The sequence below is a fragment of the Rhizorhapis sp. SPR117 genome, assembly GCF_021742065.1.
On sequence record NZ_JAKKIE010000039.1, the window covers coordinates 22,992 to 39,115 of the forward strand.

General features: G+C 63.3%; 18 protein-coding genes. 2 read left to right on the forward strand and 16 right to left on the reverse strand.

Annotation, left to right across the window (positions count from 1 at the left end; all coding sequences use genetic code 11):
• Positions 1-82 precede the first annotated feature (82 nt).
• From L3X40_RS14745 to L3X40_RS14775, 7 genes are all read right to left on the reverse strand, one after another.
• On the reverse strand, positions 83-646 hold the full coding sequence (locus L3X40_RS14745) for a lytic transglycosylase domain-containing protein (protein WP_328805332.1): 564 nt from the start codon (positions 644-646) through the stop codon (positions 83-85).
• Positions 643-1,209 (reverse strand): restriction endonuclease, encoded by a 567-nt coding sequence (locus L3X40_RS14750; protein ID WP_237366275.1) that lies wholly within the window; start codon positions 1,207-1,209, stop codon positions 643-645. The genes L3X40_RS14745 and L3X40_RS14750 overlap by 4 nt, the downstream gene beginning before the upstream one ends.
• Positions 1,193-4,153 (reverse strand): MobF family relaxase, encoded by a 2,961-nt coding sequence (mobF, locus tag L3X40_RS14755; protein WP_066557170.1) that lies wholly within the window; start codon positions 4,151-4,153, stop codon positions 1,193-1,195. The genes L3X40_RS14750 and mobF overlap by 17 nt, the downstream gene beginning before the upstream one ends.
• On the reverse strand, positions 4,150-6,219 hold the full coding sequence (locus L3X40_RS14760) for a type IV secretion system DNA-binding domain-containing protein (protein WP_066557169.1): 2,070 nt from the start codon (positions 6,217-6,219) through the stop codon (positions 4,150-4,152). Before L3X40_RS14760 ends, mobF begins: the two co-directional genes overlap by 4 nt.
• Positions 6,216-6,515, reverse strand: a complete 300-nt coding sequence (locus tag L3X40_RS14765) for a ribbon-helix-helix protein, CopG family (protein WP_066557167.1) — start codon at positions 6,513-6,515, stop codon at positions 6,216-6,218. The genes L3X40_RS14760 and L3X40_RS14765 overlap by 4 nt, the downstream gene beginning before the upstream one ends.
• A gap of 425 nt (positions 6,516-6,940) precedes the next feature.
• Positions 6,941-7,165: a hypothetical protein gene (locus L3X40_RS14770; RefSeq protein ID WP_066557165.1), complete on the reverse strand. Its 225-nt coding sequence runs from the start codon at positions 7,163-7,165 to the stop codon at positions 6,941-6,943.
• Positions 7,166-7,530: 365 nt separating this feature from the next.
• Positions 7,531-8,022, reverse strand: coding sequence for a hypothetical protein (locus L3X40_RS14775; protein WP_082748898.1), 492 nt, complete (start codon positions 8,020-8,022; stop codon positions 7,531-7,533).
• A gap of 500 nt (positions 8,023-8,522) precedes the next feature.
• On the opposite strand from L3X40_RS14775, the gene L3X40_RS14780 reads away from it, so the two are divergent.
• Entirely contained in the window at positions 8,523-8,762 is a 240-nt protein-coding gene (locus L3X40_RS14780; RefSeq protein WP_066561692.1) for a hypothetical protein, read from the forward strand.
• 207 nt (positions 8,763-8,969) lie between these two features.
• Here L3X40_RS14780 and L3X40_RS14785 read toward each other — a convergent pair whose 3' ends face one another.
• The 6 genes from L3X40_RS14785 to L3X40_RS14810 form a co-directional block, all read right to left on the reverse strand.
• Positions 8,970-9,956: an SLOG family protein gene (locus L3X40_RS14785; protein WP_066557161.1), complete on the reverse strand. Its 987-nt coding sequence runs from the start codon at positions 9,954-9,956 to the stop codon at positions 8,970-8,972.
• A 271-nt stretch (positions 9,957-10,227) separates the two neighbouring features.
• Positions 10,228-10,527 (reverse strand): DUF4326 domain-containing protein, encoded by a 300-nt coding sequence (locus L3X40_RS14790; protein WP_066557159.1) that lies wholly within the window; start codon positions 10,525-10,527, stop codon positions 10,228-10,230.
• 427 nt (positions 10,528-10,954) lie between these two features.
• Positions 10,955-11,251 (reverse strand): hypothetical protein, encoded by a 297-nt coding sequence (locus L3X40_RS14795; RefSeq protein WP_145907317.1) that lies wholly within the window; start codon positions 11,249-11,251, stop codon positions 10,955-10,957.
• Positions 11,252-11,325: 74 nt separating this feature from the next.
• Entirely contained in the window at positions 11,326-12,378 is a 1,053-nt protein-coding gene (locus tag L3X40_RS14800; protein ID WP_066557154.1) for a DUF2493 domain-containing protein, read from the reverse strand.
• 95 nt (positions 12,379-12,473) lie between these two features.
• Positions 12,474-12,977 carry a DUF736 domain-containing protein gene (locus tag L3X40_RS14805; protein ID WP_066557151.1) on the reverse strand — a complete coding sequence of 168 codons (504 nt, stop codon included), beginning with the start codon at positions 12,975-12,977 and terminating at the stop codon, positions 12,474-12,476.
• 512 nt (positions 12,978-13,489) lie between these two features.
• Entirely contained in the window at positions 13,490-13,696 is a 207-nt protein-coding gene (locus L3X40_RS14810) for a DUF5818 domain-containing protein (RefSeq protein ID WP_237366276.1), read from the reverse strand.
• A 164-nt stretch (positions 13,697-13,860) separates the two neighbouring features.
• On the opposite strand from L3X40_RS14810, the gene L3X40_RS14815 reads away from it, so the two are divergent.
• Positions 13,861-14,274, forward strand: coding sequence for a hypothetical protein (locus tag L3X40_RS14815; RefSeq protein WP_145907315.1), 414 nt, complete (start codon positions 13,861-13,863; stop codon positions 14,272-14,274).
• 14 nt (positions 14,275-14,288) lie between these two features.
• On the opposite strand, the gene L3X40_RS14820 is transcribed toward L3X40_RS14815, so the two are convergent.
• From L3X40_RS14820 to L3X40_RS14830, 3 genes are all read right to left on the reverse strand, one after another.
• Entirely contained in the window at positions 14,289-14,789 is a 501-nt protein-coding gene (locus tag L3X40_RS14820) for a hypothetical protein (RefSeq protein ID WP_066557133.1), read from the reverse strand.
• Positions 14,790-14,800: 11 nt separating this feature from the next.
• The gene (locus L3X40_RS14825; RefSeq protein ID WP_145907313.1) at positions 14,801-14,995 is read right to left on the reverse strand and encodes a hypothetical protein; all 195 of its coding nucleotides are present in this window, start codon (positions 14,993-14,995) and stop codon (positions 14,801-14,803) included.
• 117 nt (positions 14,996-15,112) lie between these two features.
• Positions 15,113-16,030: a hypothetical protein gene (locus tag L3X40_RS14830; RefSeq protein WP_237366279.1), complete on the reverse strand. Its 918-nt coding sequence runs from the start codon at positions 16,028-16,030 to the stop codon at positions 15,113-15,115.
• Positions 16,031-16,124 lie beyond the last annotated feature (94 nt).

Below are 16,124 nucleotides of genomic sequence, written 5' to 3' on the forward strand. Positions count from 1 at the left end.
GACGGCTTTTCCGGAGGTGCGATTTCGCCGTGCGCCGGTGGCTGCAAATCACCATAGGCGGTAGTCTCGAGGCGGGCGCGTCTCATCGCGGCACCGGACTAACGCTGGCGACAGCGAAGACATGCTCGCCAAATCGCTGTTTGAGATGTTGCGAGACGCTGGCTGCGTAGCGACGCTGGCGCCATTCCGTTGGGCTGTGATAGACGCCGACCGCGCTCCAGTAGTCCCGGGTGGCAGCCAAGCCGGACAGAAATATCCAACGGGCGGCGCTGACATTGAAGCAGGCGTCGTGGGTGAGCCACCATCGTACGTGCGCGGCCGGCCGGCCCGTAGTGGCGGCGATCTTCGAGACCCACCAACTATTGACTTGAAGAGGACCAAGATCGTGCGAGCCGTTGGTGTTTCGTACCTCGGCGCCGACCCAGCCCCCCTCCTGGTCCCGAAGGCCCCAGAGCGTCCTCTCCAGCCACAGTCTACCTTCGGCTGCCTTCTGGATGCAGCGCGCCACTTCACGCTCATTCATCGAACGCGTGCTCGGGCTAGCGACAGCCGCAGAGAGATCGCACAACATGATCGCGGGAAGCAGGATCGCCGCATGGCGACACAGCGGCAGCAATCTGCGGGAAGCCTGTTGCCAGCCGCTCATATGCCAACTCCCTTGAGCGCGAGTTGTCCGCCGGTGAGGAGAGCAATCAGCCGCTCACCCGAGATCAGTTCGACATGCTGATGACGATCGATGAGGCTGCGGCTCAGTCCACCTGTCCGCCCCGTGTGGATGAAAACTCCAGGCATCCCGCGGCGTCTGCAGAGCAACGCAAACGCTTCCACATGCTCAGGCCGGATCGCACTGGCATAGCGCTTGGCCTGGATGAGCCAGGTCTCGCCGCCAATCGTCACCTGTCCATCAACGCCGCCGTCGCCCGTATAACGATGATTGCGCACCACCTTGTGGCCTCGCATCGCGAAACTCTCGAGAAGCAGCTCCTCGAATGCGAGCGCATCCATAGCCCGCAATCGCGCATAGATGCGCCCCGGCGGCTGGGAGCGGTCGGGACCGTGAAGTGCGATGCACATGGTCCTCGCCTGTCGGCGTCTCCACCGATGGCGAAGCGGAATATGTGCCGCACGCGCGATCAGCGCAGCGACGATCAGCAGCACGGTCAGTATGGCAAGCAACATGGTCGATGTCCTGTCATCGCTCTGGGCCATGGGAGGGTTCAGGTTGTTGGCTGGGCGCCGGGGACGCGCGATCGTCATGCGCCTCTCGCGCGTCGTGCGGATCGGCCGCACCGCCCCGATCGAGGACGGACTGCAGGAAGCGATCCAGCACCTCGGCGATGCTTCTCGCTCCGCCCGCAAGGCGGTCGGCCAAGCTGCTGTGCGATGGGCCGCGGCGAGCGAGCTGCCGCTCGAGCATGGCGTCGCGACGCTCCTGCCTGGCCTTCTCCTGCTCCTCGCGCGTCTCACGCAAATGATCCGGATGACGTTCCGAAAACTGGCTGTGCTTGTCGCGATCGAGGCGGCCAAGGCCTTCGAGGGACGATGTCTTTTCTCCGGAACGCTGGGCCAGCCGCTGCGCGAGCCGCTTCACGTCCTCGGTCCAGAGCTTCACGCCATACTGAGCCCGCGTGATCGCCGTGTAATAATTCTGGCCGTTGACGAGGCCTGAGTTGACGGGCGCCAGCACGTAGACGCGATCGTATGTCTTCGACTGGGCGGAGTAGACCGTTTCGGAGTAGCCATGATCCCAGGTCTTATGGACCGAGAGATCGACCTTCTGTACGCGCTCGTCACGATCCCAGCGGATTGTGGCGATCGTTCCATCCAGCTTCTCGACGGTACCCCGCTCAGCGTTCTTGAGATGCAGGTCCTTGTTCGCCAGCCGCCACTGGATGCGATCTCCCTCGCCCAGGTCGCGCTCCTCCCGATTGAACACATTGACCCGGCGCGCTGAACCGAGCCGAGGATCCCAGCGGATGGTGCGCCCATTTTCGTCAACGAGCCGGACCATCTGGCGGCCGTTGGCATCGCGTCCAAGCCCGATGACGCGATATTCCGTATCGCGTGCGATCCCCGCGCCGGCGATATCACGGCCGAAGGTCACGACCTGCCCGCCGGAATAGAAGCGGGCATTGCGCTTTTCCTCGTCGGTCATGCCGGACGCGGTCAGGACGGAGAGTCGGGTGTCTTCGGCGGCGACGACCCCTTCCCTCTTCAGGGTCTCCCGGATCTGGGTGTTGACGATGAGCCGAGTGGCATTGTCGAGGACGAGGATGTTGGTATTGGCCCGGTTCTCCGGCTTGAGCCGCGTCCATTCTTCGACGAGCCCCTTAGCGAGCTTGTCGGCGGTCTCGCCGCTCATGACCTTGTCGAGGCTGGTGATAGATGCCGCATAGTCTCCGGCACGCGCCTGCGCGACCGCAGCCTTCATCACCTTCGTTTCCTGACGGATTGCTTCGGTGAGCTGTGCGGTAGGCATTCCCAGCTTCTGAAGTAGCCAGAAGGCCTTCCCCTGCTCGATGGCGCCCGTCTGCTTGTTGTCCCCCAGCAGGAGCACCCGGGCGCCGGTCGCGCGACTGATCTCGAGAACGCGAAGAGCCTGCCGGTTGCCGAGCTGGCCTGCCTCATCGACGACAAGGACGTGCCGGTCCGTGAGGCCGTGGCCGCCTCCGGCGAGCAGGCTGGCGACGGTCCGCGACTCGATATTCGCTTTCCGACCCAGGTCGGCTGCTGCCGACGATGTCGGTGCGAGCGCCAACAGCGTCGTGCCCGGTTCGGCAGCGTCTTTGAGCGTCCTCACCAGCGTCGATTTGCCTGAACCGGCGACGCCGTGAATGCCAGACACGCGGTCACGCGATGTCGCGACATCGACCAGGGCCTGTTCCTGTGCCGGCTTGAGCCCTGCACTTTCGAGAGCCAGGAGGAGACGATCCGATGAGGCAATCGGCCGGGCATCATTCAATGACAAAGCCAGGTGCTGGGTGAGCGCGAGTTCGAGGCGGGCGGTTCGCCGTGTCGTCCGCCCACGGGTGAGGGTCTGATCCCCCGTAGGCGCGCGCGTGGCGAGCAGCTTGCGGCGCTCTTCATGCATCTCGACCTGTGGCAGCAGATCCGAAAGGCGCACATCGCCGACATGGCTGGCAAGGCCGAGCCTCAAGATACGGCCGCGGTTGTTGACGGCTTCCCGGGTTTCCGCCTGACGAATGCCGAATAGGGCGGCTCTTCCGACCATGACCGGATCGGCCTCGGAGGGGCGCTCCTCCTTCTGCTCGGCCTTAGTGGCGACCGATTCCAGAAATGGGCGGTGCGGCTGCGATCGATCCGTCCATTGCCGATGCAGATCGTCGAGGCCGATTTTCACCTTGGGGGGTCGCGTGGCATAGAAGGACCGTTGCCTTTCGGCCTGGCCCGAGAAGCCATGCTCCTTTGCGTGATCGTTGATCTGTTCGCCGCGCTGGGAGAATTCCTGAAGGAGCTCCTTCGGGAAGTTGGCCAGTTCGAAGAGTCCCGTGCGGGCGTCGAATTCTATTTCATGACCCTGCTCGAGAAGATCGCGGGCCAGCTCATTGCGGTAAACCTGTCCGGCGACCATCTGCTCGGCGAACATGGCCCGGGTTTCGAGGCTGGCCATCGGTGCTCCATCCTCGCGATTGGTCATGTTCATGACCACGGCGTGGGTATGGAGATGGGGATCACGCTCCCGCGATGCGTGCTCAGTGAAACGGGCGATGATCAGGCGGCCGGTTGTTTCGTGCAGTATCTCCCCTTCATCGCGCCGGCGGAGCGTGGCGTGTTCTTCCAGATAGTCGAGGGCGGCGGTGACGGCGCGCTCATGAGCGGCGAGGATGCGCTCGTCGCCCATCACCAGCGCCATGATCGAGATCGACTTGGGAGCGTTGACCGAAAAGTCCCATCCCGGGTGATGCTCGATCTCACCGTTCTGACGATGCCGCCCTAGCTGCTGATCGCCGACCTTGCCGGCGAGCAGCTCCTTGAAAATTTTGTGATCAACCTTGCCTTCGAGGCCAAGCTCGGCGGCAACTTTGCCGTCCCATTCGGAATGCTCTTCGGCTCCCTTGGTGTAGTAGTCGCCGACCGTATAATAGCGGGCGATGTTGGCGGGCGTGCCCTTGAGGCGGACGGGATTGATCATGCCGGCCTCGCCGGTTCACGCGGGCCGTTCGCCTGACCGTGCTGAACCAGATCCGATTTGATATCGCCTTGTCGGGCCGCGAGAATATCCCAGGCGACGCTGACAGGGACGGGCATCTCACCCTCGCCAGCGGAGAGGATGGCATCGACCTGATCTTCCTGATCGACAGGTATGCCCGGCGCGAAGAGGTCCGGCTGTTTGTCGGACGGCGGCGCGGCTTTCCGGTCCGGCCTTGGCTTGTCCTGCGGCGGCGGATTCCCCTGTTTTTGTTCCCGCTCCATCTGTTCACGGATCCGCGCCTCCGCATGGGCCAGCCTTATGAGCTTGCTGGCCTGCGAGAGACGGACCGGCGGCGTCGTGCGCTCGACGAATGGCTCGGCCAAAGAGGCGACCTCGTTATATTGGTCGGCAAACCGAACCACCGGGAGATTGCGCCCGAAGCGGAGAAAACCGGACAGGTTGGGGAGATTGGTGACCTCGGTGTGCATCACCAGCGGCCGGGTCACCTGCATGCGCGAGAGGTTCACACCGTCCCGCATATCGTTGACGCCATAGGACATGCCTTCGTTCGCCTCGACCTGCTCGACCTGGCCGAGATTCTCGGAGACATGCTTGGCGGTGGGGGAGTCGTTGGCGCGCAGCGCGACCCAGGTCGAGCAATAGCCGGTGATCGCTGCGGCATCCTGGATGCCGTATGTGGCCTCCAGCTGGGGATAGGACTGGAAGCCCAAAATGCCGCACCCGCCATATTTGCGGGCGCGGGCGAGGAAGTCGGACAGGGACGGCAGCTTCTGGAGTGTCGGCAGCTCGTCGATCACGCAATAGAGCCGCCGGTCGCGATCAGGAACGAGGCTCATGATCGCCGAGATCGCGATGTCGAGCCAAACCGTGATCAGGGGTCTGAGAGAAGGAAGCTGGTCCGCTTTGACGGTGATGAACAGCCAGCTGCCGGCCGCCCCCGTCTCCACCCAGTCGCGGATGGAGAAGCCATCTTCGGTGTCATCGAGATAGGCGAAGCTGCGCATCACCGACGCGAGTTCAGCCTGGATGCCGGCGGACGTGCGCTCCCCCTCGGTGGAGATGAAGGCGGCGGCATCCGTACCCGCCGCGAAGGCTGCGAGATCCCTCAGCTTGGAGCGCAGCAGCCGGTCAAGCAGGACGGAAACGAATGTATGCTTCTGCTTGGCGAGCTTGCGCATGACCGCGACAAGGGTCCCGCGTGCTGCCTTCGCCCAGAAGGGATCGCCGGTTTTATCGGGGATCGTCGACTCCGCGATCTGGTCGTAATGATAGTCCCGTGGCACGTCGACCCACGGCGACCAGCGCGCCGTCCGCTGGTCGAGCGGATTGAGGAGCGAGTCGACTTCGGGCCGATAGAATTTTTCCACGAATGTGCCCGCGGTGTCGTAGACGATGGCGCGCTTTCCCGCCTTGCGGATCCCGTCGAGCATCTTGATGATGAGGTTGGTCTTGCCCGTCCCGGGAGCCCCGCACAGGAGAATATGCTCGGGCTCGAAGGCTTCCGGAACGGTGACGCCCCCGATCGTGAGCCCCCCCTTCTTCTGCCAGAGCAGCGCCCGCTTCACCTGCCGGAGGGTGCCGAACCGCGCCCCGCGCAGATACTGATTGGAGCCAAGTCCCTTTCCTGTTCGCGTGAAGTAGAACCAGGCCCAGGCGAGCGCGCCGAGCGCGAATATCCCGGAGACTAGGGCACCATGGATAAGGTAGAGTTCGAAGCTGTGAAGCGTCTTCTTGGCGAGGCTCGATGCCATCAGCCAATCGGAAGACGTCCAATATTGTTTTCCGGCCGGCGTCTTGAAGAGCACGGGGTCGTTGGTGCCGGCGGCCGCGTCGACCTTGAAGCTTGCCTCGACGAGCTTCATCAGCACGAAGCGCTCGTAGTCGCTGGATTTCTCAAGCGCGTACCAGATGATCCCCATGACCCAGATCACCAGCCCAGCAACCATGGTCTGGAAGAAGACCTGGGTGGTCATCCGGACGTTGTGGACGATAGCCTGACCACCCCGTGTCCAGGAGCCGAGCGTGTCGTTGCGGAAGATGCTCACCGGGCGCCCTCCTGACCGAGCAGGCCGCGCTGAAGGAGCATATCGCGGGCGCCCGCTTTCGCCTGTTCGAGAGCCTTCGGCGACTGCTGCCCAGTGGCGGTTGCGACGATCGAGAGGATCTGAATGCAGGTGGCGAGTATCTCGTCCTGCGAGGAATAGATGTACCGCCCGCCGGGGTCCGCAGCCTGCGTCAGGACCGATCGAACGAAGTCGGAAAGGGAGAGATCAGCGCCGGCGGCCCGGCGGGAAAGTCGCTGGTACAGGTCGGCGTCGACCCGCACACTTACTCGAAACATATCGGCGCTCCACAGGTGGAGCCCCGATGCCGGAAGTCATGAAGCGTCGTCCTTATAGCCGAAGTCGCCCGGACTCTCAATAAAAATGACTGTGTGCCATGGCACCCGCATTGAAATGGCGGAAATGCTGGGCTTCATCGCGGTCAAATGCTGTCCTGGGTGCCACGGATGCCAATTCATGGTGCCGATGGCTCCCGTGGCACCCAAAGCAAACCATTGATTCGCAGGCGTTTATCGCCGCAGCACCCGTGCGTGGGGTGCATTACAAACGCCTCCGGGCGTGCGTTCCTTCTTCGCAGCGACAGCGTCGCTGCGTAGCCTCGTCCGGGCACGGGCGGGGCTTCCCCACAAGGTGATCGACAGCCTCTTCATGTTGGTGTGCTCGAACAAAAAAAGGAGAGGCGTTACCGCCCCTCCCTGTCATTTCAGAACTCGTCGGACATGCCGCCGGGGACTGTGTGGACCACCCGGTCGATGATCGTCATCGGCAGCGCGTCATAGTCGCCTTGGTCGATGGCGATGTAGCCGTTTTCGGGGTCCTCGATCACGTGCTGGTCGAAGTAGCTATGGAGAGCGCGACGCTCTGCGCACGCGATTGCGGCCATGAACCCGGCATGATCGTAAGCGGCGATGGTCGAGATGATCTGCATGTGGGCCTCCTGCTGTCTTGAATGACAGCGGAGCGGGCGTCGGGCGGCCGAGACCGGGTCAAGGATCGCGAAGCGACCGCGAAGCGGCGGTGGGGGTCACGATTTTCTTCGGCGCCCACGACGTCAAAGGGAGAGCGCTGGCCTCGGCCCGCCGAAGAAAATGGTGGGGCCCCGCCGTCCTTGAGGCGGGCTCGGCCGTCCGACAGGATGGGAAGTCTGTGAGAGATTTTTCCTCTCGGTCGGGAGACCCCGGCAATGCGTAGCGGCGTGCGGACCGAACGGTCCGCGCGGTACGCGAGCGAGCCGAAGGGAGGTCAAGCGACAAAAGAAAAGGGACCGGGCGCAAGGCCCGATCCCGGGGTTGGTCATTCGTGCCGGCCGCAGTGACAATAGTGTTCCTCGATGCCGGATATGGAGCAGAGGCCGGGACCGAATCCTGCCGCAATAACGTCGGGATCGTCGATGTAACCGAGGTCGCGGGCGATCGCGATGGCGTGGTGGCGCAGCGCCGGATCGAGGTCGTCGAGATAGGGCTCTAGGGCCTCGGTGAACCAGCGCTCATACATCTCGTAGGTTCCGCCGGCGGTCTGGCGCATCATTGCCTCGGAGACCCGCTTGGCGTCGGCCCGGAACTGGTCGAGAGCGACGGACTGAGCGGTCTCCAAGAAGGCATGTTCGGCGTTGTCTTCCGGGTGAAGCGGCCGGCAATCGTCGGGTATCTTGTAGGTCGTGCCGCAGTTCGAGCAACGCGCGCAGTCATCGACGTCGTCATATTGATCCGAGTCGAAGCTTGTCGCGCAGGTCGGGCAGATTGGGGCAGAGAATATGGTAGAGAAATTGTCCTCGAAATCGTCCATGAGAGCCTCCATCGTCAGGCGCTCCCCATCTCCATCAGATGAGGATGGAAGCATCGGGACGCGGTGTTGAGGCAGTCAGGGACGGCGCAGCCGCCGCGCAGCGGGCAGCGGGGGAACCGATTTTGTTGTCGCGGAGCGTAGCGGAGCGGCGGCAAAATTGGGGGGACCGCTGATCCTTGACGGCCGATGGACACCCAGCGTCATGCTTTGGCGATGAGGCTCAGTCTGATGTCGAGATGTGAGAGCGCCCTGCTTTGCCCCCGAGCCCCGCAGGGGTTCGGGGTTAACAGCAAAGCACCGCTGATCGGACCGAACGTAGCTGCGCACGAGCGGCCGAGGCAGGAGATATGTCCGTCAGGGGTGGCGGGCGCTGGAATCGCTCAGGGAGAAGCTTTTCATCGCCGGCGGAGCGCCGGCTATCACCTGCGCTGGGTTGCAACGGACGCTCCGTTGAGCGATGTCATGGGTTGGCGGGCAGACCCATGAGAAGGATCGTGGAAATGCCCAAGAAGAGTGAACGAGAACTACTTGCCGATCTCGAAGCGCGTCGGCGGAAGCTCGACGACGAAGTCGAGAGCGCGCGCCGCGCTTTGCGGGGCCGATACGCCGGTTTGGTGCCGGAGCTGGAGATCGAAAGACTGACGGAACGCGAGTTCCGCGATATTCTGGCGCAGGCGATACGCGTCGGCGGACCACCTGCGATTGCGGCGCTCAAGGCCGTGCCGGCGCAGGGCGCCTGAGCGCCCGATTCATCCCGAAGGGATGACCCAGCGACGAGCACGGCGGAGCCGCGCACAGGAGGCCGGCACCGTAGGTGTCGCATCGTCGCCTGACGGGACCAGGTGCGCGCGCGCCTGGTCCCCGGAAGGCGACGATTGCTGGATCGACAGAAGAGAAAGCGGGACCGATCCGGGAAGCATCCCGAAGCGGCCCCGCGCATCGCCGGATCAGCAGGCCCAATCCGCCGGACCGCCGTAGAGTGTAAGCAATGTCGGCGCGATGCCTATGGAGCGCAGCACCCGGACCAGTTGCGCCTGCACGCCTGTTCCCTCGGCGACGATTGCGTCCGCTGGCTGCAACCGCGCGATCTGGTCGTTGCGGACGAACCCGGCCCGCTTCGGCCCCCAGCGCGGAACATCGAGGCCAAGCTTGACCAGCGGCGTCTTGGTCCGCGCGGCCCACGCTTCGGCGATCGCGTCCGCGCCTGCGTCCTGCGCGGTGGTGAGCAGAACCATCCTCGGCCGGATCGCCCTCATCTCGTCCAGCGCCTTCCAGATCGGCCTATAGTTGCTCCACCGCTTGCCTCCGGAAAAGACGACCAGCGGGCCTTCGGGATGGTGCTGCCCTATCCGCCTTTGGCGACGTGCTGCGAGGTAATCGGTGCCCTGAATGACGGCGTGGGTGCGCTTTGAGGACACCAGCGTCGCCTTCGGCGCTGACCACGGACGGCCAACCTCGACACGGTATGTTGCGGCGGCATGGTCCCGCATGCAGGCGAGAGCGTCGGTCGCTTCGTCGAGGAACGCCACAGCGTCCCGTGCGGCTTCGAGTTCGACGCTGTGGATTTCCGAACCGTCGACGGACTTGAGCAGGTCCTGCACCTCTCGAACGGCCTTGTCGGCGATGCCGGACCATTCGTTCGATACCCGGTGGAAGCTGTGAACGACGCCCCATGCGATGCGTTCGGCTGCGCGTTCGAGGCGTGTGTCGCGAAGGACATCGAAGATCGTGGCGATGATCAACTCGACGGCGAGCTGGGCCTGCATCGCATCCGGCATGTCGGTGGTCATTTCCTCGTCGCCACGGCCGAAGCGGACCCCGTCGAGGTCGGAAGCGAAGGCTGTCGCGAAGTTGTCGTTCGCCTGTCCTGTCTCCTCGGCGATGAGAGCGGCGATGTCCCTGAAGTCCCGAATGCTGCGCTTGAACTGAGCCACGATAGCCTCCTTTGAATTGAAAGAGGCTCTTCCGTCGGCACGGGCGCCGAGCGACGGGGTCAAGGATCGAGCGAAGCCGACCGCGAAGCGGCGGTGGGGGTCACGATTTTCTTTGGCGGCCCTCCAAAGTCGAAGGAGCGCGCCTCCGCCTGATCCGCCAAAGAAAATGGTGGGGCCCCGCCGTCCTTGACGCCCCTCGGCGCTCCAGCGCCCTAAAATGGGACTGAGAACGCTGCAGAGCCGCCAGGCTCGGCAGGTTCTCGATCATGGGTCATGCCGCCGCTCCCCACCATGCGATACGCTCTTCGCGCGTGGCGTTCGCAAGCCGTCGCAGCACATCGCCATGACATGCCAGCGGCGCGCAGAAGCACACGAGATCCCTGCCGCGCAGTTCGTCCAGCGCGCGCAATAGATCGTGCCGCGTGCGCAGCCAACGCTCATATTTCGCGATGACAGTCGCGCGATCCCCGTCCCGTCCGATGACGAACGGATTGCCCCATTTGCTGCCGCGTCCGATATAGACCGCGCCACGCGGCAATCCGACCACGCGCTTGTTGAGCACCCTGCACATGCTTGCCTCCTTCAACACTGATCGATGAGGCTCATCCCCGGCACGGGCTCTGAGCGTAGGGGTCAAGGATCGCGAGCCTGTCCGCGACCGCGAAGCGGCGGTGGGGGTCACGATTTTCTTTGGCGGCCCTCCAAGGTCGAAGGAGCGCGCCTCCGCCTGATCCGCCAAAGAAAATGGTGGGGCCCCGCCGTCCTTGAGGCCGGTGCTGACCCCGTGCCATCCTTGGAAGAGTTGAGAGAGAGGAAGAGGCTGCGATTCGGGGGGTTCGACGCCCCTCGGATCGCACGGGTAACGCGGGCGCTTCGTCCGTGTCGGCCGTGCTGCGCTCGCCAAGGCGAGGCTGCCGACACTTCGCGCGCAGCAAAAAAAGGGCCGGCGCGCGAAGCCGCGGCCGGCCCATCGAGTAGCATCGAGATGATCGCGGGTATCAGGTGAGCCAAACCGGGCGCGGTCGCGCGCCCTCGTTAAGGCGATCGCTCTCCAGCAGGGAAACCAGATCGTCCGGTATGGCCGCATAGGGGCGCACCGCCTCGATGGCTGCCCGGACTTCCGGCAGTTCAGCATAATCGGTGCCGACCCAAAGGATGATATCGTCCTCGTCGTCGTCCCCGCCGGGCCGCGACACCACGGCGAAGAAGGTCGCCAATGGGGGATCCCATCCGATCGCGACAGCGAGTGGATGGGGACCGTCATTGAGCAATGGTGGAAGGGTGTGCCGGCTCATGACCACCTCCGTTGGAGGGAAGAGCCGGCCACGGAGTGACCGGCTCGATATTCTACGCGGATAATGGGCCTTCGTTAGGCCGCCGCAGAGAGTTGATCGGCCTGCGAACGTCTTCCGAAGCCCCGAGCGGCAGGCCTTGGCAGGGGCAGCTGCGTGTCCGGAGCCTGATCAACCTTGCGGAAAGCATGGATGGGAACGCCCGCCTTCCGCAGTGTTTGATAGAGGTTGGCCTGAAGTCCGGAGCCCTCGCAGAGGACCGCCTCGACCGGTTTCAGTTCGGCAAGCTTGCGGTTACGTGTGAAGGCGGTCTTCTTGCCCGTCCCGTAGAGGCCATAGGCAACCACGGGCACTCGGGCGTCGGCGCGGGCAGCCCATGCAGCGGCGATCGCGTCGGCTCCCTTGCGCTGGCCTGTCGTGACCAGCGTCATGTGCGGAACGCGCGCATGGACCTCGTCGAGCTTGCGCCAGAGCATCTCCCAGTCGTGCCACTGCGCCGGCCCCGAGAAGACGACGATCGGCCCTTGCGGGACATGCTTCTCGCGTTCGGCGAGCGCACGTTCCCGCAGGAAGTCCTGGGCCGCGATCACGCTTGCCGTCGAGGCAGAGGATGCGCGTGAGCCGCGGGCCGGCGACCAAGGCCAGCCGGACTGCGCACGATACATTTCGGCGGCATAGTCGCGCATGCATTCGATCGCGTCGCGTTGCTCGGTGGTCGATCGGCACAGGAGCTGCTTTTCTTCGAGCTGGCTGCTGAACACCTCGCTCATGTCGGGACGGCGCACCATGTCGCCGATCTCCGAAGCGAGACTGTCCTCGCGGCGCTCCAGCTTCGTCGCGACGAAGTGGAAGCTGTTCACGAACCCCCAAGCGATCTCAGGGGCGAGCGCTTCGAGCCGTGTTCCGGCGAACAGATCGAAGATGGCGGCGATGATGCCACCGCATTCCGCCTGCGCCGCGAAGGGGTTCGGCATATCATGTTCGCCCGGCTCTTCACCGGGCTCGACGATCGAGAGCGGGATCGGATCACCAAATGACGCCTGAAACTCGGGCGTCGCGATCTGTTCTGCGTAAAGTTCCTTGAGGTCCGCCAAGCTGCTGACGCGGCGCGACTGTGCCTTGCTGGCCATGATGCAATTCCTTCGGATCTGGGGAAGCCAAAGGGCCGGAGAAGCGGCTCAGCGCTCCCCCGGCCCGGCTGAGGCTGAGATTCAGCCCTTGGTGCTCAGGAGAACGGGATGTCGTCGTCGAGATCCGCACCCGCGCCGACCAGCGAGCCGTCGTCGCCGGCCGTGCTCTCCCCGAAGCCGCCGCCAGCACGCTCATCATAGCTGCGCTGCGGAGATCCGAAGCCGCCACCGAGCGGGCTGTTGGCGGGCGTAGCGCCGAAGCCTCCGCCAAATTCGGCGCGGACGGTCTCGCGACGCCATGCGATCATGAAGCCGCCATTCTCGGTCGGGAACAGGGCGACCGGCAGCGGTTCAGGCAGGCTCGGATCGTCGATGCTGCCCGCGAGGAACTCCTCGCCCGTGCGCTTTGAATAGGCCTTCCACAGGGCGCCGATCTGCACCCAGCGGCGCGCCACGTTGAGGGCAACGACTTCGCATACGGGTGCGCGCTCGTTGTCGCTCTCGACCATCCGCAGACCAATGCGGGGGAGGTCGATCGTGCGAGTGGCGATCGATCCCATCAGACGACCGTTCACGTTCCGAATTTCACCGATATTCATGGACTTAACCTTTCGAGTATCGCTCGGAACTCATTTCCGGCGACACTCTCTCAAGTCCTTCTCTCCTCTATGGCGCGGACGGCTCCGCCTGGCGCGCCGCTGCGGCTGGCGCGCCTTGTTCGCCGCCAGTCCTCTTCATGGCCGCGTGGTTCGCCGTCTGGATTGATGAGGCTGGAGAGACTCCAACTCGGGATTATCGATGCAGCGAGGTGGTATCCGCGGACGATCCCGGCGACGTCGAAGATCCCGGGAGCAGCAGGCGTGATGCAAAACGCGAAACGTCATCCACGCGGCGGACACGCGCCGCGCGACCGCCCTCCCCACCGCAGCTTTCCTTACCTCACCCGCGCGACCACCAAATTTGCTGGGATCGGCTTGCTACCTTGGAGCGCGCAGGAGGCGCGCATGTCGCACTACTTCGGGGAAAGGTTCTGGTAAGCCAAAATGGCTTGCCGATTGGTTTCGCATCGGTCGCGAGGCAGGTCGTGCTCAAGATCGGCGAGTGTGACCGACTAGACGGTTGCCGACCCGATCCAGACGAGCTTGAGGAGGTCCGGTCCGGACATCCGGCCTTCGACGATGACGCGGGTTCCATCGTGGACGGTATGGTCATCAGAGGTCGCAAGGCGGACTATTTCGCCGTCATCGGTCTCTAGGACCGAACTGCGTCCGTTTGATCGAAGTATGCCCGTCAGCCGACGATATGGGCCGTTCGTCATGGCCGAATCACAGGCGGACGCGGCCGTGATGCGCCTGTTCGGAGATGGCGCGAGTGGATCGTAGGCATCATGTTCAGTATTCCCTCTCGATTGCGATGTGCCACGCGTGAGCCGATTCTTGCAATCGCGTTCCGATTATGTTCTTAACGGACATGGAGGAAACCATGATTGCTTCGCTGCTACGGACCTATGATTTCAACCTGCCTCTGCTTGATGTGATCGAGGATCCTGAGACGGATGAACGGCAGCGGCAGCTTGCATCCCTTTCGCTGCGGCAGGGTCTGGATGGCGGCTATTATGATAGCCAAGAACTGGCGGATCTGGTGCTCGGTGTGGCTTCCGATCATGATCTGGGCCTCGATATGCTGGAGAGCGACGCTGCTCGGGACCTGATGGAACTGATCGACCGCCCGGGGTGCCACTATCAGCGAAGCCTCCACGATGCCTTGGCGGATTTGACCTTTGTGGAGGCGCTGGCATATCTGCGGTGGCTTTCCGACCTGATGGGCGTGCGCGCCGACATGTATCGCGTGATCAGGGCGGCGGGTGCACCGATGCCCGTCTTGCCGAACGGATAGGACCGCACCAACGCTCAGGCGTTTCCCTCGTTATCAGCGAGATATTTGATCTGCAGCACCTGCTGCGTCCCGAGCGTTTCCAAGAGAAGCATTTCGGTGGCTTCCAAGTCGGCGAGGGTCGCGAAGAGCTCGATCGTATAAATTTCGCGTGCGAATTGATCGCTCTCGGACGGGACCAGGGAACGGTAAGCCGCGGGCCAGCAGCACAGCAATAGCCAAGGCCATGCGGGCCCTGGAGGCGCATAGCGGGCGAAGATGATGTCTTCGGTCAGGAGAGCCGAGGACCGCCGATCGAAGAGGTTCGGCGGAATCGCGGTTGGGCGCTCGGCGTGGAGAAACGCTTCCATCTCCAAGAGTTCTGTCGGGGTCTCGAGGATGATGGGATAGTAGCGGCCCATCGGGAGGGTTGGCGCGGCGAAGCGCGGCGGTATGTCGATCAGGAGGATGTCGGGGAGCGTCGGAAGGGCTCGGACATACAGCATCCGGTGCGCGGCGAGTTCGTCAACGAGACGCATATTGGCGCTCTTCAGGAGCGCCCGCCGACGTGGTGCTTATGCGCCTGAATGAGGTTGTAGAGATGATTCCCTGCTCGAACCGCGATCACGCGCCCTTCAAAGGTCAGGTCTATGCCGACGCCGAGGCGATTGCAGAGGTCTGTTGCTTCGTGACACGCGTCGGAGAGGTTCGTCGACGGGCCAGCATGGGCGGTGAAGATTATCACGGCGTCCTCCTAGTCGATCCGATATGCGCAGTTATCAAATCAGGATTTGATCGGTAGATGGTCAGGTCTCACCATAATGAAGCGTGCCGAGGAGACATCAATCATTCGCTCGCTTGATCAGGCCGCGCGGCGCTCAAGGATCGCGTCCACGGGCTCGGCGCCAGCGTTGAAACGATCAAGCCAGCTCCGCAGCGGCTCGCGCTCTTCGACCGGCACGAACGCGGCGGCATCCTGGAAGCGGATGAGATCGGCTGGCGCATTGGCGACGATATTGTCGATGTCGCTGGCTGGAAGCAGTCCTTCGATGCGAATGAACTCCGTCATCGAGCCTGGATGAGCTTCGCGGCCGCGCATCCCTTTGGTGCCTTTCCGCCAGAGACCGTCGATAGTGCGCAGACGTGGCGCTGCGCGCGCCTCGAGCAGAACGATCAAGCGGAGGCACCAGGGCGGAAGTGTCCTGATCTCTGAAGGGCGAGCTGCGAGACAGCATATACAGGCGCTCTTGTGGGGAACCGGCAAGCCCTCCTCCGTAATGCGGCGGATGCAGTCTTCGCGGGTCCAACTCCATTCGCGAAGAGGATATCGATAATCGTAGCGATCATCGACATGGCCTTCACGATGGGCATAGCGTCGACTGTCTGCGGGTGAGGAATCATAGCCGATCAGTTTGAGCACCTTTGCGCCCGTGGCCCAGGTGCGCTGGGCCGGCTCCCACTCCTCTACCCATTTGTTTTGAGGCTGAATTTTCCATTTCTGGCTGCAGGTGTGGTTCACGCCAAAGCTGATCGAGGGCAGCGTACCGTTGGTGAGGCAATTCTCGATGATCGTGTAATATGGCGGCCAGTTCTTGAAGCGCTTTGGCTGATAGCGGACGATGTGATTGGGAATTCCGCGATCATTCATCCATTTTTGGAAGATCGGCAGAAAGGCGTAGGTCTCGGGCCTTTCTGCGCCAGGGTCGGCTGCAATCACGGCATCGAGGCGATATCGACGTGCCGCCCACTCGATGATCATGGCAGTGCTGTCGACACCCATGCCCCAGGCCGCGACGATGTCAATCGGCGTCCAAACGGGACCCCCTATCGGCACGCAAAAGGGACCCCCTGTCAGGATGGCGGAACGTTGATGT